This window comes from Marinobacter similis, from assembly GCF_000830985.1.
Taxonomy (GTDB): Bacteria; Pseudomonadota; Gammaproteobacteria; order Pseudomonadales; family Oleiphilaceae; genus Marinobacter; species Marinobacter similis.
In genome coordinates, this window is sequence record NZ_CP007151.1 from 3,669,214 (window position 1) to 3,690,934 (window position 21,721).

Below are 21,721 nucleotides of genomic sequence, written 5' to 3' on the forward strand. Positions count from 1 at the left end.
ACGCCAACACGGTGTATGTCTACAACTACTTCGACCAGGGCAATGAACGTGTGCAATCCGCATGGTCAAAGTGGCAGTTCGACGGACAGATTGTTGACCTGTCAGTCCTGAGTACCAAGCTCTCCTTCCTGATTGAGCGTCAGACCGGCGTAGACGTCGAGGGTGACCCTGAGTTCCAGACCTTTCTGGAGCACATTGAGTTGTCCTTTGACGAGCAGGAACAGGAGCATGGACACAGGGTCTTTCTGGATGGCTACCAGTACCAAGAGGTTCCATACCTTGAGGCAGACCTACTGCCTGGACAGATTACCAAGAAGGTAGGGAGCAGGTATTACAAGGGCTACCGGATGGACGTTATGTACGAGTTCTCACCATTCTTCCTTCGGGATGACCAGTTGAGGACACGGGCTGACGGTCGTCTGCAGCTTCGACGCCTGTTCCTGTCTTACGACGATACCTCCAACTTTGTCATTGAGGTTGAAACCTTGGGCCGTGAGGTTCGGGAATTGACCTTCCAAGGCCGAGTGTTGGGACGCCTGGACAACCTGATCGGCAAAGTGCCGGTGACCTCAGGTCGCTTCTCTGCGCCAATCATGGGTCAGTCTGGGGCCGTCAAGGTGCGGATTAGGAATAAGGAAATCTTCGGGTTCTCCTTCCAGTCCGCTTACTGGGAAGGCTTCTACCACACCAGAAACCGGAGGGTCTAATGCTGGAGCTTCGTCCCTACGAGAGTGGCGACGAGGTTGAGCTGGCACCAAGACTCAAAGAAATCGACGTTTATGAGTGTTACTGCGCTGCAGGTCTCGAACCCCTGGCCGCTCTTCAAGAGTGCATCAGGGACAGCCTGGAGCTGGTAACACTCGTACTCGACGGTCAAGTCCTGGGCATCTCAGGGGTCACACCCGTCGATGGTGAGTGGTATGGCATCTGGTTATTGACCGATGAGCGCCTACCGCAGTGCCGCAAGTCTTTCCTCAAGTTCTCTCACATCATGACCCGCCAATGGGTCAAAAAGTACACGCACCTCTGCAACTGGGTGGCTACCGCCAATATGACCTCTCGTCTTTGGCTACAGGCCATTGGGTTCTCCGAGGGCGAGACTGATAACAACTTCATGGGTTCCGGTGAACCCTTCGTTTTCATTCATAGGAGTTACGCATGACCGCAGCAGCAATGGGTGGTGGTGCAGGTGCAGTCCTGGGCATTGGTTTCAACTACTTGTCCCAACGGTCTGCCATTAAAGCCGCCTCACGGTACAACAAACAGATGCGGGACAGTGAAGTCACAGCTCTGATGTACCAGAACCGTGGTCGCAACACGCAGCAGATGCAGACGGAACAAAGCATCCAGAGCGAAGCGATCAACACGAAGCTGGAACAACTGCAGGCTCAAGGTGCAGCCAGAGTTGCAGGTGCTGCCTCAGGTGTGACCGGACGTTCATCCGAAAACATCATCAAGTTCATCAACGATCAGGCTGAACGTGCCTTGACGACATTGGACGCTAACCTCAAGAACTCCCGCGCCTCACACGCTGCGGACATTGCAGGTAACCAGTTCAGTGCTCAGTCCCGAATCACCAGTCAGGCTCAGTTGCCTGAGTTCTCATGGATGCAGACCGTTCAGGCCGGTATCTCAGGTGGAATGTCAGGTGCTCAGTTTGCCTCAGGTATGACCGCTGCAACCAAGAGCGGAGCAGCAACCGCCGTGAAGAACCCTGGCGTTTCAACCCTCAAAATCACTAGGCCTGGAGGCTGATAATTATGGCTGACCAGCCAAGACGTCAGGTTTTCTCTGCACCTAACCAGCAGAGACTAGCGTATGCCCCGAACACTCAGGGTGTACGTCAGGCAAGCCGTGAAGCTGAGGCCTCAGGTCGTATCCTCGACTCTCTGGGGTCAATCGGCAACATGCGCCAGCAGATGGTGGACAAAGAGCAGCGGGAGATTGATACCCGCGACAAGCACATGGCTGTATCTCGCCGTATGCGCCACCTGCCTGAAATCCAGAATGCCATCAAGGAAGCCAACCTCGAAGGTGAGGCTCCAGAGAAAGTACTGGAGTTCGTGAAGGGTCTGGACAGCTACCACAACATCTTTGCCGAGATTGATAACCCTGAGTCAAAAGCTCAGCTCTACCAAGGGCTGGACGATGAGTTATGGGGTGCGTCAACTCAGGCTCAGTACGTGAAGCTGGACATCGACCGGAAGAACCTGGCAGTTGATACCCTGGCTGGCACCATCGAGATGAACAGGGGCAACCCAGAGGCTCTACAGGCCGCTATGGCTGAGCTGAAGGGCGAGTTCACGAACCCTGAGGATTACTACAAGTTCTCCGAGGAAGAGTTCGAGGAGCTTATGGTAGGCCACCTTACGGCCCGTGTTCAGGGTGGCGAGTTCGAGCTGGCTGACCAGTTGGAGAAGATGTTTGACCCGAAGACTGCGAATGGCACCAATGTCATGACCCAGCTCAAGGGCACCATCAGCACTGGCATCGAGAAGGCAAGGGTAGCTGCATTCAAGCAGTCCTACACCGAAGAGGGTGACTCCATCATCCTTGAGCCAAACGCCACAGCTCAGACCGTGGAAGTCCATGTCCAGAAGGGTATCCAGAACAAGCTCTTCTCCGATGGTGTAGACGCGGACAAATACCGCCAGTACATGCTCAGAAAGTTGGGTGACGGTATGGCCAACATGGACTTGCTCCCAGCCCTGCTGAGTGGCTCTGTCCAAAGCCGTGACCAGTTTACCCATCTGGTGACTGAGACCGGCAAGCTCCGTGGGGTCAAAGAAGCCCAACGTGCCCAAGCTGAACGCCAAGCCGTAGAGTCATTCTTCCAGCTCTCCATGGAGTCCGTGGGCGAAGCAATGGAGTCAGGTGACCCAACGATGGTTGCCCAGGCTCAAGACCAACTGGCCCGTGCTATCCGTCTACGGCCTATCGCTATCCAGAACCAGCTCATCGGTCTGGCCACAGCGGTATTACCCCCAGATGCAAACCCTGAGGATGGCCTGATGTCTGGCCCCGTGGGTCAGCTACTGATGGGTTCCGAGGGTCAACCAGCCTTCTGGGATACCGCAACACAGGCCTATGGTGGTAATGAATACGCCATGATTAACGACCAAGTGCGGGATGAGACCCAACGGTCAAGACTGCAGGATGTCGCTGTGTTCTCCAAAGCCTTTGGTAGCCGTGAGATTGGTTACCGCATGGCCACAGACCACCAGTATCGGGACAAAGCAGCCAGAGACCCCTCGCATACCGCCACAGGTATTGACGAGATGGTCACATCGTTCACCGATGACTTCCCGTCCCAGATGATCTCTGAATACAGGACTCTGCTCTCCAAGTACTCCTCACTCCCGCTCAAGACCGCTGATGAAGCTGCCAGGAATATCCTGAAGGCCAAGGCAGGTGAGTTGGGTGAAGGTCACTTTGAGTGGGGTCGTCCGGTCTACGGTAATGGTGCTCCAACCATGCAGAAGGTCATGTACGAGGCCTTGAATAAGGCTATTGGCGTCAGAGACCCCAAGACAGACCTTCCGACACTTCGAGCAGAAGATAACCCAAAGGAAGTACTGAATAGCTACGTCGATTGGCACCTCCAGACACACAACATCAAGAATGCTACGAGTTATGACGCTGACGATGTGACGGTCATGGTGGACAACAACGGAACAGTTCTACTCACGGACAAGATTGGTCTGCCTATCGGTGGCCGAGCCTACAGTATTCAGGATGTCATCAACCACGGGGTCAACCGTAGGTCACGAATCACGACCGAAGCTGAAGTCCAGGCTGCGAAGGATGACGCCATGAACGAACTCCGTGACCCGATGCAACCAACAACCTCAACTTACGACCAGATGAGACGTACCCGAATGATGGGAACCTCCGGTCTTCAATAAGGAATAACCAATGGATGAACGTAGGGAGCAACTCGTAGCCCAAGCTCATCGTCTGTTCAATCAGGCGTCTGAGATGGTGCAGAGGAAGATGCTCGAAAGATTATGACTCAGTTCGGGCTGATGGACGAACCTGTGGAGGAAGCTCCCCGCGTACCAACCATGAGTCAGGCTGAAGCCCAGACACCAACAGTGCCAGGAAACCCTCTCAGTGCTCCCATGTACTCTGAGGGTGGCTATGCGTCCAGACTGCGGGCACAGACAGCTCAGGCTCAAGGCTACGAGAAGCTCCGCGATAAGTTCGGAGACGTAGACGGAAACCTGCAAGTCCTGCCCATGGCTGCAAAGCTACAACCATTCCGTTCAGTAGACCTCGACAACCTGTTCGCTGACGAAGAGGAAGACCCCAACTTCAACCTCAAGTCAGATGAGGTCAAGGCTCTGATTAAGGACATGCCACGGGACTACCAAGAGAAATTCTTCAGGGAAGACCCCGTGAACATGGCCATGGCTCAGCGTATCGCCACGAACCTGAATCAGGAACGTGAACTCATGACTGAGTACGCCTCCGCTGGTATTGGCACACTGCTTCAAGCCGAGATGGCTGCAATGCTGTTAGACCCCGTGTTCTTGGGCAGTACGGTGGTGACCTTGGGTGCTGGCTCTGCGATTAACGCCTCAGTCAAAACCCTCCAGTTGTCACGTAATGCCTACAAGACTGCGAAGGCCATGGAGTACCTGGGGCTACCAATGGCTGAAGCCGCTGGTTATAACGCCCTGGTTGCCAAGACTCAGGACAGCTACAACGGTCATGACGCCTTAATAGACACTGCCATTGCTGGTGCCTTGATTGGGCCTCTGGGTGGTATGGGTCTCCGCAGTGCAACCAAAAGTCTCGACCTCACGACTATGGCCAAGGGTGACCTCGCTGACGCTCTTCTCGAAGACGTTGCCGTAGCCTCACAGAAAGCCGTGGAAGTAGAGGTAGCCGCAAGCGTGAAGCCGGTAATCCGTGAACTCAGTTACGAGGACATGGTGGGTGACGTTAAGGCAGGCCTCACAGCCAGAGCTGGCAATAAGAACGACCGTGCGACCAGCAAGGCGTTGGTGGCTGAGGAGCGAATGCTGCTTGACCAGATCGACCAGCTCCAGGCCCAGAAGGATGCCCTCATGGCAAACCAGAAGGGTCGAACCACAGGTAAGGTCGAAGAGGTTGCTTCTTTCAACTCCCGCATTGAGACCCTGACTGCAAGTCTGGACAGGGTTAAGACCAAGCTGGGACGCGATGTAGAGGCCAGTAAAGCTGAGTCTGAGCTGAGTAGGGTAGAAGACTGGGTACGCCGTGAAGCCTCGGTAAACGAGTTGCAGGACGGCAAGGTAGCCCTTCAGTTAAAGCTGGAGAAGGTTGCCGGTGAAGCCCAGCGGTCAAAGGGTAAGGCCAAGAAGAACGCCAAGGAAATCGGTGAGCTTCAGGGTCAAGTTGCCAAGCTGGATGCTGAGATTGCCCGTCTGACCAAGATGGATATGCCCAGCAGTCTGAAGGACGTCGAAGCAGAGATGCAGAACCGTCTGGCCAAACAGTCCGAAGTTGTGACCGAAAGTCCCGACATCGCGTCTGAAGCGGTAGAGGAGCTATCACCTCTGCAGCAATCAGCCGTGGACGTTCTGGAAGACACCAGCCTGACCGTGAGCAAATCAAGGGGATGTTGCGCTACGACTACTGGGGCAAAACCCAGAAGTCATCCTCCCAGGTTCTCCGTAACTGGGGCCACAAGCTGATGTCCAACGGTGTTAGACGCCAGGACGACATCCAGCTCAACGCTGCAGACCTCAACGCTCAACGGCGGGTAGAGAACCTGATCGCTCCGAAGAACCGTGAGCTGGCCCAGGCGTTCCGAGCCTACCTGAAAGAGCAGGGGATTAACCGCTGGAATCTGGGTACGCGAAGCAAGGTACACAAGGCTCTGTCCGAAGTGTCCAACGAATTGTCGCACCTAAGGATGACAGGCGAGAGACCCGATAACCCACACCTCCGCAAGATGCTGGAGATTATTGACCAACGGATGAAGGGTGCGTTCCACGATGCCCAGCGTTACGGGGTCAATGGAGCACAGGCTCTGACCTACAGCGACCGGTATGTCCCACGAATTTGGGATAAGGCCAAGATGTTCGCTGCCAAGCAGAAGCATGGCGAGGAACGTGTGGTTCAGGCTATCCGCAATGGCCTCATGAAGAATGACCCAGAGATGCCTGCAGGTGCCGCTGAGTTGATCGCCAGGGGTGTGGCTGACGCTGCTCCAACGGTCGTGTGGTCATGGATGACATCTTCGAGGATGCCGACAAGTTCAAGGAGTTCATGACTGAGGTTCTGGAAGCGCAAGCAACCAAGGCCGGTAAGTCTGTGGATGAGGTGGCCGAGGAGACCTTCGCCTACCTGAAGAAGAACAAGACCGAGACCAATGGCAAGAACCGGATGGACGTTATCGACCGGCTGAAGCCCAGGCTCGATCTGGACATCTACGCCCGTGACGACGAGGGCATGGTCTCCATTGCTGACATGCTCAACCTCAACGTGTTCCAGACCTCCGAGATGTACGTGCGGAAGATGGAAGGCGCTGCTGCTCTGGCTGAAAAGGGGCTGACCAGTCCGAAGAAGATCAATGAACTTCGGGCCAGCATTGAGAAAGACCTCAAGGCTCAGAACCTAGACGATGTGGCTATCCAGAAGGAGCTGGAGACGTTCGATGACGTCATCACGATGGTCAACGGCCATCCAATCCACTTCCGAGTCTGACCGACAAGCAGAAGGAATGGGCAGGTAACCTACTTCAGGTTTCTAGCTCCAGATGCTGGGTATGGCGGGTATGGCCGGTATGGCTGAACTCGTTGGTGCGATTGCCCGTGGTGGCCCCATCACTGCACTCAAGGCTATCCCTGCAATGCGGGGCGAAGGCTCTGTGAAGCTGGCGAAGGAGTTCGAGAAGTTCGGCTTCAACGTGGACAACATGTTCTACAACCACTACTTCAACCTCTATGAAGAGACCGGTATGTACGGACAGGGGTCTTGGTTCTCAAGGCACCTCCATGACGCCTCCAAGGGCTTTGCCATTGCCTCTCTGATGGCTCCGTTTGACCAGTGGTCGCGGAAGACAACCTTCTTCATGTCCATTGATAAAAGCGTCGAGCTGGCCCGTGGTAAGAACCGGATGCTCTTCACTCGCACTGAGATGGGGATGTCCGAGGGTCAGTACCAGAAGGCCATCGACTACCTGGCACAACATGCAGAAACCACCAAGGGTTCCTTTGGTGATCGCGTAAACACCGTCAACTTCGACAAGTGGGATGCAGACACACGGGAGGCTTTCCTCTCAGGTCTGTACCGGATGAACTCCAACCAAGTGCTGAAGATTCTGGCTGGTGAGCGTGTGGTCTTCTTCAACGCCACAGTCGAGCAGTTCCTCTTCCAGTTCCAGCAGCTCCTGCTATCCGGCTTGTACAAGAGCCTGGGCAACAAGATCGCCAACTGGAACCGTGCTGAGACCTACGCAACCCTCATGGGCGAAATCGTCGGTGGGGCCATGTGGTATGGCGCTCGGAATGAAATCAAAGCAGCCGGTATGTCCGACCGCGAGAAAGACGAGTGGCGAGAGAAAGCTTCGGGGGTCATGCCTTCTGGCAGGGTTCCTTGGGTTACACCACAAGTCTGGGCGGTGCGTTCTCAATCTGGAACAAAGCCGCAGCTCCCTTCGGGTTCCCAACCTTCGGTCAACGCTACCAATCGCTTGAGGGCGCTCTGTTCTCAGCACCTTGGCTGACCACCATCGAAAACGTAACGAAATCCGCTGGTAATGCCGCAATGGGTAACTTCGGTGAACAGGACGTCCAGAGACTCTGGCGCTCCATCCCGACCAACTCATGGTACGGCTTCCACTACTTCAACAACTCTATTCTACGAGACTAACGAATGGCAGAAAGCTATTACTCCAGAACCATCTATGACGCGACGGTTACTGGTGACGATACCTTTGTGTTCGACTTTGACTACGTGAACCAGTCTGATGTGCATGTCAGTATCGACGGCACCGAGACCTTCAACTTCGTCTTCCTCGACTCACATACCGTCAAACTCAATGACCCACTGACCGATTCGGCGGTGGTTACCGTGTTCAGGGATACCTTCCTTGAGACTCGGACTGTGGACTTCGTGAATGCTGCGGAGTTGACGGAGAAAGACCTGGATGACAGCGCGAACCAAGTGTTCTACGCCATGCAGGAAGCCTACGACCTAGCTCGGGACAGCATTAAGCCACAACCGGACGGTTCGTTCTCCATGACTAACCGGAGGTTGAAAGACCTCGCTGACCCTGAGCTGCCTACCGATGGTGCAAACCGTCAGTACGTAGACGACCAGTACGGTATCAACTCTGACCTTCGGAATGGCATTACGGCTGATAAAGCTGCTAGTGCTGTCAACGCCAATGCTGCTCAGGCCTCTGCGGATAACGCTGCGGCTAAATCCAGTCTGGCGAACACCTATGCTTCCCAAGCTCTCGGTCATGCAACCACTGCCAATGAAGATAGACTGCAAGCTGAGTCTGCCCGTGACTTGGTACTGGAGAAGACCGACATCATCTTGGCTAAGGTCGATGAGGTTGAAGCTGATCGGGCTGAAGTTGCCTCCAAGGTGGCTATTGCTGAGACTGCCAAGATTCAAGCTGAGGCCTCAAACGCTTCAGCTCTGAACCATGAGTTGAAGGCCAAGAAGTGGGCTGACGAGGCTCCTGGCGTACAGGTAGACCCTTCCAAGTACTCTGCGTTGCACCATGCGGTTAAGGCCTCTGAGTGGTCTGAGAAGGCTGTGGACTCACCCGTTGAGCCAGGGTCTTACTCTGCACTGCACCATGCAGCCAAGGCTCAGGGTCTAAAGAACACGGTTCAGACCCTCCATGACACCGTGGTCACTGAAGCTACACGGGTAGAGAATGACTCGCTGACAGCATCTGATGCCCGCAACCAAGCGGTACAAGCTGCCAACAACGCTGCTCTGTCTGAAGCCAACGCTGATAACGCCAAGGTTGACGCTGAAGCTGCACGAACTGCTGCTCAGGCCCACTCGACCTCAGCCGGAAGTTCTGCAACGACTGCCACACAGAAAGCTGATGCTGCTGCTGCCTCCCAGGTTGCGGCTAGTGATGCTGAAGCTGCTGCAGTAGCTGCTAATACCACGGCTCAGACTGCTGCTACCACAGCAACGACCAAGGCCAGTGAGGCTGTTACTGCCAGGGATGCAACAATCCTTGCCAGGGATGCGGCTGTAGCTGCTCAGCAGACTGCCACTGCAGACAAGGACATCGTGGTTGCTGCCAAGGATACGGCTGTGGCCAAGGCTGACGCTGCGTCTACCTCTGCGAGTACTGCTAACTCTGCGGCTGGTGCTGCGAGTTCAAGTGCCTCTGATGCCTCTGATTCTGCGGCTGCTGCTCTGGCGTCCAAGAACCAAGCTCAACAGTGGGCTGTAGGTACTGGTGAAGTTGAGCCAGGACTGAAGTCTGCCAAGACCTATGCTGAGGAAGCACGGGCTATTACCTCTGGTGCCAAGACCTACGTGGTCAATGGGATGCCAGTGGTGGAAATCTGCCTATTGCAAGCCCTAGTACAGGAGACGCGGGTAAATACTGGATTATCAATACTGCCGGTACATTACCCCAGGTTGGTTTTGTAGACGTAGGCTGGGAGTTGTCAATCAACGACCAGTTCAACTACGAGTCAGCAAACCTCCTGCCGCCTAACCTTGTGTCCTCTGTGAACAGCAAGGCTGGCCCTGACGTTGTTATCACTTCAACCGATATACCCGACATCGCGTCTACCTACCAGCGCAAGGATGGCTACACAGCCTCTGACGTTCTGGCCAAGGTGAAGACCGTCGATGGTGCTGGCTCAGGCCTGGACGCGGATACCGTGGATGGTAAGCAAGCGAGTGCCTTCTATCTGGCCTCTAATGTGTCCACCTTCGGTCAATCGGTTACAGGTGGTGCTGACGCTGCTGCTGTACGTGCCTTGCTACTCCTGGGGTCTGCAGCTCTGAGTGAAGCTGGTGCCTTCTATCCGTCAGCCAATGTGTCTTCCTTTGCGGACACACTGCTGGATGACACCTCTGCCTCAGCCATGCGTTCAACGCTGGGTCTTGATACTGCAGCTCAACGAGCTGTGGGTACAGCCGCTGCGAACGTGCCTGACATTACTGCTGCTGATGCTCGATACCTGGGCAAGACAGCGACAGCCTCTGCTGCAACCAAGTGGGCGTCCTCTCGGACTATCACTCTGGGTGGTGACCTGACTGGCTCTGTGAGTCTGGATGGTACGGCCAACGTGACCCTGACTGCGACTGTGGGTGATGACTCTCACGCTCACACCATCAGCACGGTTACAGGTCTGCAGACAGCTCTGGACGGTAAGTTGAACTCAGCGGCTACAGCCACGGCTGCGACCAAGTTGGCCACGGCTCGTACCATTACCCTCGGTGGTGGTGTGACGGGTTCTGCCAGCTTTAACGGCACAGCCAACGTGACGATTACAGCTACGGTTGCCGACGACAGTCACAACCATGTGATTGGAAACGTGGACGGTCTGCAGGAAGCTCTGGACGCTAAGGTCGATGACTCTCAGTTGGCATTCGCTACTACGGCTAACACTGTGTTCAGCGTGACGTCAATGGAGACGTTCAGGCCCGTCTGTTCCGCTCTGAGTATGACACGACCAACCCAACCGTTGGTTTCATCATGACCCAGATCGACACAGGGACGAACAACTTCCTGCGTCCGACGACTCCGGCTCAACTCCGAGCTGCTGTGACCGATGCGTACTACCTTCCGGTTGGTGGAACTGCGGCTGCTGCTACCAAGCTGGCGACTGCAAGAACCATTACCTTGGATGGTGATGTCACAGGTTCAGCCAGTTTTGATGGTTCCAGTAACGTCACTCTGAGCGCCTCAGTCGTTGCAACAGAGCACAACCATAACACCTTGTATTACACGAAGGCTGAGGTTGACGCTCTGGTAGCTGCTGCCGGTGAGAAACCAGGGATGATTAAGCTCTGGTCTGGCTCATTGGCAAGTATCCCAGGCGGTTACGCTCTGTGTGACGGAACCCAAGGTACACCACCCCTCGCAGATAAATTCGTGATTGGTGCTGGTGGTGCGTATGCCGTGGGTGACGTTGGTGGTAGCAAGGATGCGGTCGTTGTGGCTCACACCCATGGGGCTTCATCCAACAGTACTGGCTCACACAGTCACTCTGGAACTACGGCCAGTGGTGGTACTCACTCCCACACCACGGCAATCAAAGTGTCGAGTTCAAACTCTGCGCTGTCAGCCGTGTGGACAACCTCCTTCGGTTACACAAGTGCCGGTGGCAGTAGGGTTGGTGGTGTGTCGAACGACTCGTACACCGCTTACTACCCGTACACCAGCAGTGGAGGTGCCCATAGTCACACGTTCTCAACCAACACCACAGGTTCCCACACTCATACCATTACGGTTGACAGTGAAGGTGAATCTGGAATCGACAAGAACCTGCCGCCGTACTACGCGCTGGCATACATCATGAAGCTCTAACCGTATGTTCAAAGATACGCCTAAGTGGTTCCTGGCGTTAGCTTTGACCTTTCTGATCTCGGTTGTCCCATCCTGCTACACCTGCATACCCGTCTGACCCTTCTGGAGTCCTCAGTCTATGAGGCTCAGAAAGACCGTGACCGGTTCACGCTCGTTATCGACAGGATGAACGACAACCTTGGTCAACTGGCCACAGCAATCGCTGAACTACGTGTTGAAGTCCGAAACCTACAACAAGCCAAATAACAATAAGAAGGAAATAAACATGCCTGCAGTATTTGCAACCATCCTGACTTCCGTAGTCACCAAGTTGTTCACTGAGAAGTTCCTCATGCGTCTGGTCATCCTTGGCCTTGAGTACGCTGCCTCTAAGTCCACCACCCAGGTCGATGACGATGTTGTCGCTGCCGTGAAAGAAGCCTATTACGGCCCAGTGGTGGAGTAATGGATTACATGCCCGTGGACTACTTCGTGGTAGCCATGGAGCATGTCTTTGAATGGGAAGGGGGTGAGGTTAATGACCCCCGAGACCCAGGCGGACACACCAAGTTCGGCATCTCCAAGCGGTCATACCCGCACCTCGACATCAGCTCACTCACCCGTAAGAAAGCCATCCAGATATACCGGAAGGATTACTGGGAGCTGTGTCAGTGCGACAAACTACCTGGCCCCCTGGCACTCATGGTCTTTGACTCTGCAGTGAACCAGGGGCCAGACCGTGCGAAGAAGATTCTCCAGGCTGTGCTTGGGGTCAAACAAGATGGCCAGATTGGGCCTAAGACCCTGAGTGCAGCCCAGGAGGTCAATCTCAAAGTTGCCTTACTCGGATACTCCGTTCGACGTGCTCTCCATTACGTTCGGTTACCAACCTTCAACTATTACGGCAAGGGCTGGCTCTCAAGGCTGTTCGATACCCACGCCGCAGCGATGACCCACTATGTCGAAGAAGCGCAATTACGCAAAGGAATACGCTGAGTACCACAGCAAGCCAGCTCAGAAGAAGCGTAGGGCAGGGCGCAATGCCGCCAGACGCAAGATGGAGAAGGCCGGAAAGGTACGCAAGGGTGATGGCAAGGACGTCGATCACAAAGACAGAAACCCCAGGAACAACGCGAGGAGCAACCTCCGTATTCAATCCCAGAAAGAGAACAGAGGACGAAACAAGTGAGCACAGACCTTGAGTCCCTTCTGGCAGACCTACATCTGGCCATTACCGAGCAGTTGCTTGAGAGGGTCAAGACAGGGGTTGCCACAGCATCTGAACTGAACGTAGCTCGGCAGATGCTCAAGGATAACAACATTGAGCTACGACCTAACGCCACAAGTCCTCTCGGCAAGCTGGCTGACGCACTGCCTGATGCCTTTGACGTTGATGACCAATACCCACGGCACTAACTAACCTGAAGCCTCTCTGAGACGATCTGAGGGGCTTTAGACCCGACATCGAGACATACGCATGAGCGATAAGGTCTTGGTGGTCGAGAAGAAGCTGAAGTCTGACTTTCGGTACTTCCTCCTGGCCATCTGGAAAGAACTGGCGCTCCCTGACCCCACACCCCTTCAGTACGACATTGGTAAGTACCTCCAGCATGGCCCCAAGCGGTGCATCATCGAAGCCTTCCGAGGTGTCGGTAAAAGCTGGATAACCTCTGCCTTTGTTGTCTGGCTCCTGTACCGAAACCCCCAGCTCAAGATTATGGTGGTATCGGCCAGTAAAGATCGGGCAGACCAGTTCTCCACATTCACCAAACGATTGATTAACACCGTGCCCTGGCTGGCACACCTGTCTGCCGGTAATGAGCAGCGGAACAGTCTACATGCTTTCGACGTAGGCCCAGCACAGCCAGACCATAGCCCCAGCGTCAAATCCGTAGGTATCACTGGTCAGTTGACCGGTAGCCGTGCGGACGTAATCATTGCCGATGACGTTGAGGTCGTAAACAACAGTCAGACCCAGACAGCCCGTGAGTATCTCGCAACGCTGGTCAAAGAGTTTGACGCTATCCTCAAGCCTCTACCTACCAGCCGTATCATCTTCCTGGGCACCCCTCAGTGTGAGATGAGTCTGTACAACGAGCTGCCGAAGCGCGGCTATGAGTGTCGTATCTGGCCAGCTCTGTTCCCAAGTGATGAGCAGGTCATGGCCTACGCTGGGAAACTGGCACCGTTCATTCTTGAACACCCGCAGTATGAACATGGGTCTACAACTGACCCCAAACGCTTCAGTAATGAGGACTTGCAGGAACGTCTGCTGTCCTACGGTAAGGCTGGCTTTGCCCTGCAGTTCATGCTGGACACAAGCCTGAGTGATGCCGATAAGTACCCGCTGAAGTTCTCTGACCTCCTGATTATGTCCATACCGTTCCAGAAGGGGCCGACCGAACTGGTTCACACCTTCGATAAGGACTACGGGTTGGGCGAACTGCCTAACATGGGGTTGGCTGGTGACCGCTACTTCTCGCCATTCTATGTGGCCAAGGAGCTGGTGGATTACCAGATGAGAGCTATGTCCATTGACCCCTCTGGTCGAGGTAAGGACGAGACAGCTTATGCCGTGGGCTACATGCTTAACGGTAACATCTTCGTGCCTGAGGCCAGTGGTCTGATCGGAGGTTATGGCCCAGAGGTTCTGGAGTCCCTGGCCAAGATCGCCAAGAAGCATCAGGTCAACGAGATAATCATTGAGGACAACTTCGGTGATGGCATGTTCGAGGCTCTCCTGAAGCCTGTACTGAGCCGTGTGTACCCTTGTTCAACCTTGGGTCAACGTCAGCACATCCAGAAGGAGAAGCGGATTATAGACACCCTGGAGCCGGTCATGATGCAACACCGTCTGGCCATTGACCCCAGAGTCGTCGTGTCCGACTACGAGACCACCAAGAGTAACCCTGCCTACAGTCTCTTCTACCAGATGAGTCGAGTGACTGCCGAGAAGGGAGCCTTGGGTCATGACGACCGGTTGGACGCCCTGGCAATCTTGGTGAAGTACTTCCAAGACATGCTGGAGCAAGACAGCCATGGAGCAGAGCAGAACCGGAAGGATGAGCTGCTGATGAATGAGCTGCAGGACTTCATTGACCATGCTCAAGGTGAAACTGGTCAAAATCTCTACAGAAATTCATGGATGGCCGATGGTCTGCAGCCCGCGTGGCACAAGGCCTAGAATAAAGTCGGGCCTAAGGGGAAACCCCAAGGTCATATAACTATAAGTATGACCCTCAGTTTTGTACCCCATGGCTCTATCTCCTCTTGTTCTACCTCCTCCTAGTTGTACCCCTCAGCCTGACCTATAGCTAATCCTATGGTCAGGGCTTTTTTTTCTTACTATAAGTCATGCCCCCTGGTATGACCCCTGGTGTTACCTCTCGCTCCTTGCCTCCTGTTACTAGTAGAACCAGTGACAATGACCCTCCAGCTACCATGGGTCATTAACTATAGGCAGCGATGAGATTATCACCCTCCGCTTTGGGGGTGAGTGAGGCGTAAGCCGAACGAACCTCAAGGCAATACCTCCTGGCCAGCCCCTGGTCAAACCCCTAGTTATACTCCCCTGGACAACCTCTGGCTTAGCTGGAGTCCCACCGTCCGTTGTAACCTCCAGTTTTGTTTTCAGTTAAAAATCTGAGTGACCTTATGTAAAGGCCAGCAGCCCGAAAACCCCCCGTGTACCCCCCTCGATTGACCTCTGGTCATGGCATGGGGTCATTCTGTGTGTGCATAGGGTCACAACCACCGGCCTGTACCTCAGGTATAGCGCGGGGTCATCCCCTCAGGTAGGGGAAGGTAGGGTACTATCACGCCTACATCTAACCGCCAGTCATAACCACCGGCCTGTACCCTTAGTGTTATGTTATAACATCCGAGTGCTACACCCTATAGGCACGACCCAGAGCACAACATGTAGTATGTCCACCGGTCATGACCCACACCATCTAGTGTTATGACCTCCACTATCACCACCAGTCATGCCCTTGCGTATAGATGTAGGTCTATCATCCGGTCATTTATTTTAGTCCTGACATCGAAAAGTTATTGACCTCAGGTTTAGCCTATGGTCAAATAGCTCCATCGAATGAGGTGACGGCCACCGGCCCAGACCTCTCGCTCTTTAACAGTTTAGCCTTCAGTACCAGCTCTTAGCAGCCATGACTAGTTGTCCCTGAGTGACGCCAGACCAAAGCAGTCGTTAAACGGACAGACCAAGGGTGAGAACGCGGAGCAATACAAACTGAGGGTCATAACTGAAAGAAGCGAGGTCGGGTTCAGATTGAGCTTGACACCGAACCGAGAACGTGTAGAATGAGCAACATGGAAGAACGAAGTGGTGAGGCGGGATGCCTCAGGCTCAGGGAATAAGAGCCACCAATATACCTCCAAGAGGTGCCGGGTCTCCTTAAACACCGGAAGCAGGGTCACGCTACAAGCTGACCAACGGCTTTGATCTGAAGGCAAGTTGCCTGAAGTAGCCCGAGTAGGTTTAGGCAAAGGGTTCGTCCCTCCCAACGACCGATTGAGCGACCGAAAACCCGAGTCCTCAGCAATAACGAGGAGCTGGCTTATCTCCAGTGAGGGTCAATATACAAACGATACGGGTGGCACCGATACCAAGCCCTACAGTTATATTCCGGCTGTTCATTCTCTGAGTGGACAGTCGCGGAATCTAACCACAGTGAGAAACACTGACATGAACATGAAGATCGCTGAACGTGGTATCCGCTACATCAACCTGATGGCTGACACTAATCCTGACCATGCTGGCTGGGACATGCTCTTCAACTGTACTGGAGAGTCTGACCTGATCGCTGATTACCCTGAGGTCAAGACCTTCGTAGAGCTGAAGGCAAGCCTGAAGCGAATGGCTGAGGTCTACGCTGATGTTCACTCCGATATTCTGTCCACTGTCTTTTAATGAGGTCTATCATCATGACATTCCGTGCCCTGCTTAACCGTGCTGTACACCATGCTCCTCGTCACTCATGGGTTAACCCTGAGGCAAGAGACCCCATGTATTTCATCCGGTCAAAAGCTGAAGCGAATAACAAGCGTGACGGCAAAGCTATGTTCACTCTGGGCTAATAGTCCCGACATCAATCCGAACCTGAGGTAATGACAATGAGTAAAGTCTCTGGAGTTGTGCTGTATGAAGGCCCATCGGTTTTAGACGGGCAACCTATCATCGCGGTCGCAACCTTCAGCTCTAAAAACGAGAAGACTGGCCCCATGATTCAGACATGGATACTCCGGTCAGACGTTGAACCTCAGGTTGCAAGCAAGGCAGGACTGGACGGTTCTGTCTGTGGTGCTTGCCCACATCGTCACTCGCTGGGTGGTAGCTGCTACGTCATCACTCATCAAGGGCCGCTGGCTGTCTACCGGTCATTCAAGCGGGGCAATTACCCTACGTTTGACCCTGGCATTCATGGGTCTCTGTTCACTGGGCGCATGATTCGCTTGGGTGCCTATGGTGACCCTGCTGCTGTGCCAGTAGACGTATGGTCATCCGTTGTGAGCCTGACCACTGGCCACACTGGGTACACACACCAAATCGGACACCCCAAGTTTGACTCTCGCATCCTGCACTACTGCATGGTGTCAGCGGATACACCTAAGGGTGCGCTGGCTCATCAGTTCCATGGACGTAGAACCTTCAGGGTTAAGACTGAAGACAGCCCGCTGGCTGCTAACGAGGTGCTGTGCCTGAGTGAGACCACTGGCATTAGCTGTCTGGCTTGTGGTCTATGCAATGGTGCCAAGGGTGATGGCCCTAGCGTTGCGATCAATGTTCACGGCACCTATGCCAAGCGTTATGTCTCCAAGTACGGACGCATCAACGCCATTGCAGTTTGATCTAGTAGTACTGACATCGGGTTGATCGCAAGGTCAGCCCTACCTTTTTCTCCGAGCACTATCACTATCATTGGGACACCACTATGCCGTACTTCGACATCTGTTTCGCCAGACCTGCAGCAAGAAACACTGAGCAACCCAAACGTGTTAAGGCAGAGACCGAGGCACTTGCCATTGAAGCCTACAAACGTCGGGTCAAGGACATTCCTGAAGGCTCGCGGTTCTACCCACGGCCAATCTCTGAGATGTGGCGCAAGAAGGAACAGGTAGCTCGGAGACTGAGGAAGCAAGCCGAGGGTCTGGGCTATACGCTGACCCGTGTCTTCGACGGTGAGGAATGGGAAGAGCTGGCCGCCAACTGTTCAGACCGTGACTACCTCGACATGGCTATGTGTACCGACATGACTGTCGTGCGCTTCGAGAAAGACTTCGAGCGGCTGAGCTTCTACTTCTGCTGGGACAACTACCCAAGTGAGTGTCTGTACGACCACACGGCCAACTCCAACGCAGACGCCATTGCAAGGGCAACCATCGACCACTTTGAAGGTAAGGCAGGGTACTGACCATGACCGCAATCATCATCGAAGGCATACGGTTTCCGACCCCAAGTCAGACCGAGATGGCCCTTGAGTATGGCTTGCAACAAATGAAAGAGCTGGGCCGTGGGTTACACCTGCGGCTGATCGACGTCAGGGGGAGAGCTTACACAATCCCAGGCGTTGATCGGGAAGGCCTCATCCGTGAGGTCGAACACCACCTGTTACTGGTCTCATCAACTCCAATGGAGCTGCGGTCATGATCGAAGACTTCCTACGTCAATGCACGGCCTGCGGTCAGGGCCAATGGCTGGAGGAGTGTCATCTCGGCACCCTCGGCACACTTGAACACCACCGCTGCAGATACTGCGGCAACGATTGGTCAGAACCTGTACTGGAGCCTGAAGCATGAGCACATACAACCACGAAAACATGATGTCCTGCGCCATTGTCTGGGAAAGCATCCTTGAACTACGGGATGAAAGGAAGGAGGCGTCACCCCTCAGTAAATGGGTGGTGGCTAAGTGGGAAGAAATCGGCACCTGCGAGATGCGGGAGTATGCCGTTAGCTGGGCGAAAGTTGTGGATGACCTATGGCGTCACAACATCTGGCTGCATGAGTGCAATGGCCCGTTCGACTGGGACTTCGTGCCTGATGTCCTGCGGTATCACTACCTGCTGAGTGGTGACCTTGAGCTGAACAGTAAGGATGACTTCGACCGTGCCCACATGGCCGGTGTGCTGGCTGCTCTGACACTGGCAGGCAAGGATTTCGAGCAATACCAAGGGTTCGACACACGGTTCGTGACCCTCTTTAAGGACAACAAGGATGGCTACTGGGATGACGCTGACCCTACCCATGAGAATGCAATCCGCTCTGCTATGGGTGTGTATGGCCGCACTAGCGATGGATTGGCCGAGCATATCCTAGACCTGCAGTTTGACGAGTTCATGGTCAACCGACTGAAGCATGTCATGACCACATTGAAAACATGGTTGGTTGATAACAAGCCGCACACTGAGGGCAAGGCAGCATGAGCACTATCACTATCATTCGCGGCACCTGTTCTGGCACTGACCTGAAGGGTGTGATGACCAAGATTGAGGCCTCTCATGCTGAGGTCTTAGGCGCTGCCATGGTCATGAAGAACACTGAGCAGGGCTGGGTCACTGACTACGTGGTGACGGCCCGTGGATTACTTCTGGGAGCTGTAGCCTGATGCGTGTCGAAGTGTACTGGAACCTGCACAAGAAACTGTGGTCTGTCCGTGCGCTGGAAGGGGATAACAAGGGGCGTGTCGTAGCGCATGTCCACTCCCTGACCCTCCGTGAATGCTCCTACGTGGTGCAACCTGCGGGCCAAGCCAAGGTACGGGCTGAGAAGCGAAAGGTCGTCCATGCCTTCGTGCGGGGCACTGCCGTTGAGGGTCACTTCCTGTCCGGCGCAATGTACCCGATAACCTACAACCCCTACCGTGATGACACCTTTGTCACGGCTGATGAGAACCAACTTCCGGTCATGTCCAGCGGCCAAACCTACCTCGGAACCACTGAGCGTAATGGCACCAAGCCTGTGTGCCTGGGCTTTAACGTCCGGTTCATGGAGCAGGTGGCCGCATGATCGAACACTCACTACCTGAGGAGGTCTTCCAGTGCCTAATGATGCTGGGTCTCCTGTAGAGCTTATCCGCAGACGCCGTGCCCAGATGCTGATTCACAGCTACCTGTACTACTGGATGGGAGTGACCATTGTGTCTGACCACCAGTGGCAGGACTGGGCGAACGAACTGAGAGACCTACAGCAACAACACCCAGCACCCGTGGGGTTCTATGACGAAGAGTTCAAGGACTGGACGGGTGACACTGGGATGCACCTACCGCGTGACCCTTGGGTCATGAGCAAAGCGCAATACATACAACGTCTATTTGAGATGAGGAACTAACGATGAGCAAACAAGCAGCCGAAATCAAAGCACGTAGCCTGATGACCGAACTCCTGTACGCACAGGAAGGCAAGTTCGTAGGCGTGACCTTCACGACTGACAGCGGTCGTGTCCGTGAGTTGAATGGACGCCTTGGGGTCAAACGATACCTGACCAAGGGTGTGAACCCTCAGGCTGGCGATACGCTTGAGCTGGCAACCATCTGGGACAGACAGATTGGTGGTTACCGCCGCTTCAACGTCAACCGTCTTCAGGGTCTGAGGGCAGGGGGCATGTCGTTGGCCATGCGCTGATGGATAAATTCCTGGCTTATACGCTGGCTCATCCCTTCGGGTGGGCTGGTCTCATCTTAGCTGTAACCTTCATTGACCACATTATTGATTAGGAGAACCTATCATGCAGAAACGTACCCAAGACATCCTTCGCCAGCAACGCCGTGACTCCCGACTGCACCGTTCACGCAGACGCCAACAACTACTGGATGACGATGTGATGAACCTGTCGTCACACCTCCAGGCACGACTGGCTGCATAAGCTAATCAGTCACATGAATGTAAAAAATTGTGATTCAGTTCACAAGGGCTAGACAAAAAGAGAATTAGACATATAATCGCCCATCCTCAGGCCAATCAGCAGAACGTGACTGTCCTGAGGTTGACACCATCGCACCATCGGGAGTACTTTATAAGTGGACTTTACTTTTGTCGTTCAGGACTTTTTGTTGGAGGCAGTGCATAGGGATGACTTCTTCAACAGTGAGCGGCTAGGCCAAGCAACTAAATGGATGGCCAGTAGCAAGGAAAGCGAGTTCATTATAAATAGAGAGGCAGGCAACCCTTGCTTTGAACTGGGAGGGCTGTACTTCCTGGGAACCTAAAAACATAGGCAACAGGCGGGAAAAACTATCATGAATGCGAACGTATTGATTAATGCAATCTCACTCTTTCGAGAGTACGAAGAGGACATTCCGGTCGGAACAATCCTCTGCTTCTTGCACCTCTGCGACAACGACGAGGCCACTGTGAGTCAGGTTGAGAACCGATTCAAGTTTGGTAAGTCGAGGACTTCACGCAACATGCGGAACCTGACAGACCGTGCAAGACCTGGGAAAGCAGGCATTGACGTCGCTGATACCCGTCCTGACCCCCAAGATTACCGAGTGTCAATCTTCAGTCTTAATGCCAAAGGCAAGGCGCTGAAGGAACAACTGATGGATGCCCTAGCGGCATAACTCAGAGCTAGGCCCGCTGTCATCGGGTCAGCAAAACCGACTAAACCCCAGGTCTCACGGCTTGGGGTTTTTTATTGCCTGTATGAAACGGAGAGACCCATGAAAGCCAAGATCATTGATACCGTCCTGACCCTACTGTTTGCCTGTGCCGTTATTTCCTACTTCGTGAGTGCCTACAAACTGTTCACGTTTGACCACTGGACAGGCATGGAGCTGGCTCGACTCATTGGTCTCTTTATGCCCCCATTAGGTGCAATTTTAGGTGTATTTTGACCTTCCCTCTATCGCGGGGAATGTAGGTCTGACCTCTGTAACCTATTGTTTTTATTGCCTACCGGTTTTCAGGGGGAACTTTAGAACGCAAACCGCAAGCGATAACGCGACTATCACGACTTCAAGTGTTGACGCGAGGCTTGTAAGTGACTGATACTACTAGGGTCGTGTTACGTGGGGCTTGAGACTGTGAGCCTACGAAGCACAGATTCGTGTGCAATCGTGTGTGCAATGAGGGAAAAACAGGTAGGGGCGCTAAGAAAAACTTGAGTTATTACAAGAGCTTGGTACCCCCGGCAGGACTCGAACCTGCTACCTTCCCCTTAGGAGGGGGACGCTCTATCCAGATGAGCTACGGGGGCAATTTCTCAGGAAG

At 54.0% G+C, this 21,721-nt stretch carries 28 protein-coding genes and 1 tRNA gene; 28 read left to right on the forward strand and 1 reads right to left on the reverse strand.

What is annotated here, in order from left to right:
* The first annotated feature begins 11 nt into the window (after positions 1-11).
* From AU14_RS16950 to AU14_RS19555, 28 genes are all read left to right on the forward strand, one after another.
* Complete coding sequence (locus AU14_RS16950; RefSeq protein WP_041342836.1) at positions 12-707, forward strand: phage nozzle protein; 696 nt, start codon at positions 12-14, stop codon at positions 705-707.
* A complete protein-coding gene (locus AU14_RS16955) occupies positions 707-1,162 on the forward strand; it encodes a hypothetical protein (RefSeq protein WP_041342839.1) in 456 nt (151 codons plus the stop codon). The genes AU14_RS16950 and AU14_RS16955 overlap by 1 nt, the downstream gene beginning before the upstream one ends.
* A complete protein-coding gene (locus AU14_RS16960; protein ID WP_041342841.1) occupies positions 1,159-1,755 on the forward strand; it encodes a virion core protein, T7 gp14 family in 597 nt (198 codons plus the stop codon). Before AU14_RS16955 ends, AU14_RS16960 begins: the two co-directional genes overlap by 4 nt.
* A gap of 5 nt (positions 1,756-1,760) precedes the next feature.
* Positions 1,761-3,905 carry a hypothetical protein gene (locus AU14_RS16965; RefSeq protein ID WP_148312774.1) on the forward strand — a complete coding sequence of 715 codons (2,145 nt, stop codon included), beginning with the start codon at positions 1,761-1,763 and terminating at the stop codon, positions 3,903-3,905.
* Positions 3,906-4,007: 102 nt separating this feature from the next.
* Entirely contained in the window at positions 4,008-5,681 is a 1,674-nt protein-coding gene (locus AU14_RS16970; protein WP_148312775.1) for a hypothetical protein, read from the forward strand.
* Positions 5,681-6,262 carry a hypothetical protein gene (locus AU14_RS16975; RefSeq protein ID WP_041342850.1) on the forward strand — a complete coding sequence of 194 codons (582 nt, stop codon included), beginning with the start codon at positions 5,681-5,683 and terminating at the stop codon, positions 6,260-6,262. Before AU14_RS16970 ends, AU14_RS16975 begins: the two co-directional genes overlap by 1 nt.
* A complete protein-coding gene (locus tag AU14_RS16980) occupies positions 6,217-6,696 on the forward strand; it encodes a hypothetical protein (RefSeq protein WP_041342852.1) in 480 nt (159 codons plus the stop codon). The genes AU14_RS16975 and AU14_RS16980 overlap by 46 nt, the downstream gene beginning before the upstream one ends.
* Before the next feature lie 79 nt (positions 6,697-6,775).
* Entirely contained in the window at positions 6,776-7,717 is a 942-nt protein-coding gene (locus AU14_RS16985; RefSeq protein ID WP_148312776.1) for a hypothetical protein, read from the forward strand.
* Between the two features lie 149 nt (positions 7,718-7,866).
* Positions 7,867-9,624, forward strand: coding sequence for a phage tail fiber domain-containing protein (locus AU14_RS16990; protein WP_041342858.1), 1,758 nt, complete (start codon positions 7,867-7,869; stop codon positions 9,622-9,624).
* A gap of 14 nt (positions 9,625-9,638) precedes the next feature.
* Entirely contained in the window at positions 9,639-10,685 is a 1,047-nt protein-coding gene (locus tag AU14_RS16995; protein ID WP_041342861.1) for a hypothetical protein, read from the forward strand.
* Positions 10,682-11,515: a hypothetical protein gene (locus AU14_RS18805; protein ID WP_094191251.1), complete on the forward strand. Its 834-nt coding sequence runs from the start codon at positions 10,682-10,684 to the stop codon at positions 11,513-11,515. The genes AU14_RS16995 and AU14_RS18805 overlap by 4 nt, the downstream gene beginning before the upstream one ends.
* Positions 11,516-11,780: 265 nt before the next feature.
* Positions 11,781-11,960, forward strand: a complete 180-nt coding sequence (locus AU14_RS17005; RefSeq protein ID WP_148312777.1) for a hypothetical protein — start codon at positions 11,781-11,783, stop codon at positions 11,958-11,960.
* Positions 11,960-12,490, forward strand: coding sequence for a glycoside hydrolase family 108 protein (locus AU14_RS17010; protein ID WP_052472107.1), 531 nt, complete (start codon positions 11,960-11,962; stop codon positions 12,488-12,490). The genes AU14_RS17005 and AU14_RS17010 overlap by 1 nt, the downstream gene beginning before the upstream one ends.
* A gap of 61 nt (positions 12,491-12,551) precedes the next feature.
* Positions 12,552-12,683 carry an HNH endonuclease gene (locus tag AU14_RS23990; protein WP_407942861.1) on the forward strand — a complete coding sequence of 44 codons (132 nt, stop codon included), beginning with the start codon at positions 12,552-12,554 and terminating at the stop codon, positions 12,681-12,683.
* A complete protein-coding gene (locus tag AU14_RS17020) occupies positions 12,680-12,910 on the forward strand; it encodes a hypothetical protein (protein ID WP_041342870.1) in 231 nt (76 codons plus the stop codon). Before AU14_RS23990 ends, AU14_RS17020 begins: the two co-directional genes overlap by 4 nt.
* Positions 12,911-12,971: 61 nt before the next feature.
* Positions 12,972-14,678: a phage terminase large subunit gene (gene terL / locus AU14_RS17025; protein ID WP_052472108.1), complete on the forward strand. Its 1,707-nt coding sequence runs from the start codon at positions 12,972-12,974 to the stop codon at positions 14,676-14,678.
* A gap of 1,521 nt (positions 14,679-16,199) precedes the next feature.
* Positions 16,200-16,424 carry a hypothetical protein gene (locus AU14_RS17030; RefSeq protein ID WP_041342873.1) on the forward strand — a complete coding sequence of 75 codons (225 nt, stop codon included), beginning with the start codon at positions 16,200-16,202 and terminating at the stop codon, positions 16,422-16,424.
* Positions 16,425-16,735: 311 nt separating this feature from the next.
* Entirely contained in the window at positions 16,736-17,362 is a 627-nt protein-coding gene (locus AU14_RS19425) for a hypothetical protein (protein ID WP_148312779.1), read from the forward strand.
* A gap of 83 nt (positions 17,363-17,445) precedes the next feature.
* A complete protein-coding gene (locus AU14_RS17040) occupies positions 17,446-17,925 on the forward strand; it encodes a hypothetical protein (protein WP_041342879.1) in 480 nt (159 codons plus the stop codon).
* A gap of 2 nt (positions 17,926-17,927) precedes the next feature.
* Positions 17,928-18,161 (forward strand): hypothetical protein, encoded by a 234-nt coding sequence (locus AU14_RS17045; RefSeq protein WP_041342882.1) that lies wholly within the window; start codon positions 17,928-17,930, stop codon positions 18,159-18,161.
* Between the two features lie 145 nt (positions 18,162-18,306).
* The gene (locus tag AU14_RS17050; RefSeq protein WP_041342885.1) at positions 18,307-18,936 is read left to right on the forward strand and encodes a hypothetical protein; all 630 of its coding nucleotides are present in this window, start codon (positions 18,307-18,309) and stop codon (positions 18,934-18,936) included.
* Positions 18,933-19,118, forward strand: a complete 186-nt coding sequence (locus AU14_RS17055) for a hypothetical protein (protein ID WP_041342888.1) — start codon at positions 18,933-18,935, stop codon at positions 19,116-19,118. The genes AU14_RS17050 and AU14_RS17055 overlap by 4 nt, the downstream gene beginning before the upstream one ends.
* Positions 19,118-19,519 carry a hypothetical protein gene (locus AU14_RS17060; RefSeq protein ID WP_052472110.1) on the forward strand — a complete coding sequence of 134 codons (402 nt, stop codon included), beginning with the start codon at positions 19,118-19,120 and terminating at the stop codon, positions 19,517-19,519. Before AU14_RS17055 ends, AU14_RS17060 begins: the two co-directional genes overlap by 1 nt.
* A 31-nt stretch (positions 19,520-19,550) precedes the next feature.
* Positions 19,551-19,841: a DNA ligase LigA-related protein gene (locus AU14_RS17065; protein WP_041342891.1), complete on the forward strand. Its 291-nt coding sequence runs from the start codon at positions 19,551-19,553 to the stop codon at positions 19,839-19,841.
* Positions 19,842-19,843: 2 nt separating this feature from the next.
* A complete protein-coding gene (locus AU14_RS17070) occupies positions 19,844-20,134 on the forward strand; it encodes a hypothetical protein (protein ID WP_041342895.1) in 291 nt (96 codons plus the stop codon).
* A 103-nt stretch (positions 20,135-20,237) separates the two neighbouring features.
* A complete protein-coding gene (locus tag AU14_RS19550; protein WP_158498337.1) occupies positions 20,238-20,375 on the forward strand; it encodes a hypothetical protein in 138 nt (45 codons plus the stop codon).
* Between the two features lie 373 nt (positions 20,376-20,748).
* Complete coding sequence (locus tag AU14_RS17080; protein ID WP_041342901.1) at positions 20,749-21,072, forward strand: hypothetical protein; 324 nt, start codon at positions 20,749-20,751, stop codon at positions 21,070-21,072.
* A gap of 99 nt (positions 21,073-21,171) precedes the next feature.
* Positions 21,172-21,345, forward strand: a complete 174-nt coding sequence (locus AU14_RS19555; RefSeq protein WP_158498338.1) for a hypothetical protein — start codon at positions 21,172-21,174, stop codon at positions 21,343-21,345.
* Between the two features lie 285 nt (positions 21,346-21,630).
* Here the strand turns inward: AU14_RS19555 and AU14_RS17085 are convergent.
* Positions 21,631-21,707, reverse strand: a tRNA-Arg gene (locus AU14_RS17085).
* Positions 21,708-21,721: the final 14 nt, after the last annotated feature.

What these genes read in the sequence shown, in the direction of transcription:
- AU14_RS16955 (WP_041342839.1), top strand. Translation starts at nt 707, where the DNA reads ATGCTGGAGCTTCGTCCCTACGAGAGTGGCGACGAGGTTGAGCTGGCA.
- AU14_RS16980 (WP_041342852.1), top strand. Translation starts at nt 6,217, where the DNA reads ATGGATGACATCTTCGAGGATGCCGACAAGTTCAAGGAGTTCATGACT.
- AU14_RS17010 (WP_052472107.1), top strand. Translation starts at nt 11,960, where the DNA reads ATGGATTACATGCCCGTGGACTACTTCGTGGTAGCCATGGAGCATGTC.
- AU14_RS18805 (WP_094191251.1), top strand. Translation starts at nt 10,682, where the DNA reads ATGACCCAGATCGACACAGGGACGAACAACTTCCTGCGTCCGACGACT.
- AU14_RS16960 (WP_041342841.1), top strand. Translation starts at nt 1,159, where the DNA reads ATGACCGCAGCAGCAATGGGTGGTGGTGCAGGTGCAGTCCTGGGCATT.
- AU14_RS17080 (WP_041342901.1), top strand. Translation starts at nt 20,749, where the DNA reads ATGAATGCGAACGTATTGATTAATGCAATCTCACTCTTTCGAGAGTAC.
- AU14_RS16985 (WP_148312776.1), top strand. Translation starts at nt 6,776, where the DNA reads ATGGCTGAACTCGTTGGTGCGATTGCCCGTGGTGGCCCCATCACTGCA.
- AU14_RS19555 (WP_158498338.1), top strand. Translation starts at nt 21,172, where the DNA reads ATGAAAGCCAAGATCATTGATACCGTCCTGACCCTACTGTTTGCCTGT.
- AU14_RS19550 (WP_158498337.1), top strand. Translation starts at nt 20,238, where the DNA reads ATGCAGAAACGTACCCAAGACATCCTTCGCCAGCAACGCCGTGACTCC.
- AU14_RS17055 (WP_041342888.1), top strand. Translation starts at nt 18,933, where the DNA reads ATGAGCACTATCACTATCATTCGCGGCACCTGTTCTGGCACTGACCTG.
- terL (WP_052472108.1), top strand. Translation starts at nt 12,972, where the DNA reads ATGAGCGATAAGGTCTTGGTGGTCGAGAAGAAGCTGAAGTCTGACTTT.
- AU14_RS23990 (WP_407942861.1), top strand. Translation starts at nt 12,552, where the DNA reads ATGGAGAAGGCCGGAAAGGTACGCAAGGGTGATGGCAAGGACGTCGAT.
- AU14_RS16965 (WP_148312774.1), top strand. Translation starts at nt 1,761, where the DNA reads ATGGCTGACCAGCCAAGACGTCAGGTTTTCTCTGCACCTAACCAGCAG.
- AU14_RS19425 (WP_148312779.1), top strand. Translation starts at nt 16,736, where the DNA reads ATGATTCAGACATGGATACTCCGGTCAGACGTTGAACCTCAGGTTGCA.
- AU14_RS16975 (WP_041342850.1), top strand. Translation starts at nt 5,681, where the DNA reads ATGTCCAACGGTGTTAGACGCCAGGACGACATCCAGCTCAACGCTGCA.
- AU14_RS17030 (WP_041342873.1), top strand. Translation starts at nt 16,200, where the DNA reads ATGAACATGAAGATCGCTGAACGTGGTATCCGCTACATCAACCTGATG.
- AU14_RS17005 (WP_148312777.1), top strand. Translation starts at nt 11,781, where the DNA reads ATGCCTGCAGTATTTGCAACCATCCTGACTTCCGTAGTCACCAAGTTG.
- AU14_RS17070 (WP_041342895.1), top strand. Translation starts at nt 19,844, where the DNA reads ATGAGCAAACAAGCAGCCGAAATCAAAGCACGTAGCCTGATGACCGAA.
- AU14_RS16990 (WP_041342858.1), top strand. Translation starts at nt 7,867, where the DNA reads ATGGCAGAAAGCTATTACTCCAGAACCATCTATGACGCGACGGTTACT.
- AU14_RS17045 (WP_041342882.1), top strand. Translation starts at nt 17,928, where the DNA reads ATGACCGCAATCATCATCGAAGGCATACGGTTTCCGACCCCAAGTCAG.
- AU14_RS16970 (WP_148312775.1), top strand. Translation starts at nt 4,008, where the DNA reads ATGACTCAGTTCGGGCTGATGGACGAACCTGTGGAGGAAGCTCCCCGC.
- AU14_RS17060 (WP_052472110.1), top strand. Translation starts at nt 19,118, where the DNA reads ATGCGTGTCGAAGTGTACTGGAACCTGCACAAGAAACTGTGGTCTGTC.
- AU14_RS17050 (WP_041342885.1), top strand. Translation starts at nt 18,307, where the DNA reads ATGAGCACATACAACCACGAAAACATGATGTCCTGCGCCATTGTCTGG.
- AU14_RS17040 (WP_041342879.1), top strand. Translation starts at nt 17,446, where the DNA reads ATGCCGTACTTCGACATCTGTTTCGCCAGACCTGCAGCAAGAAACACT.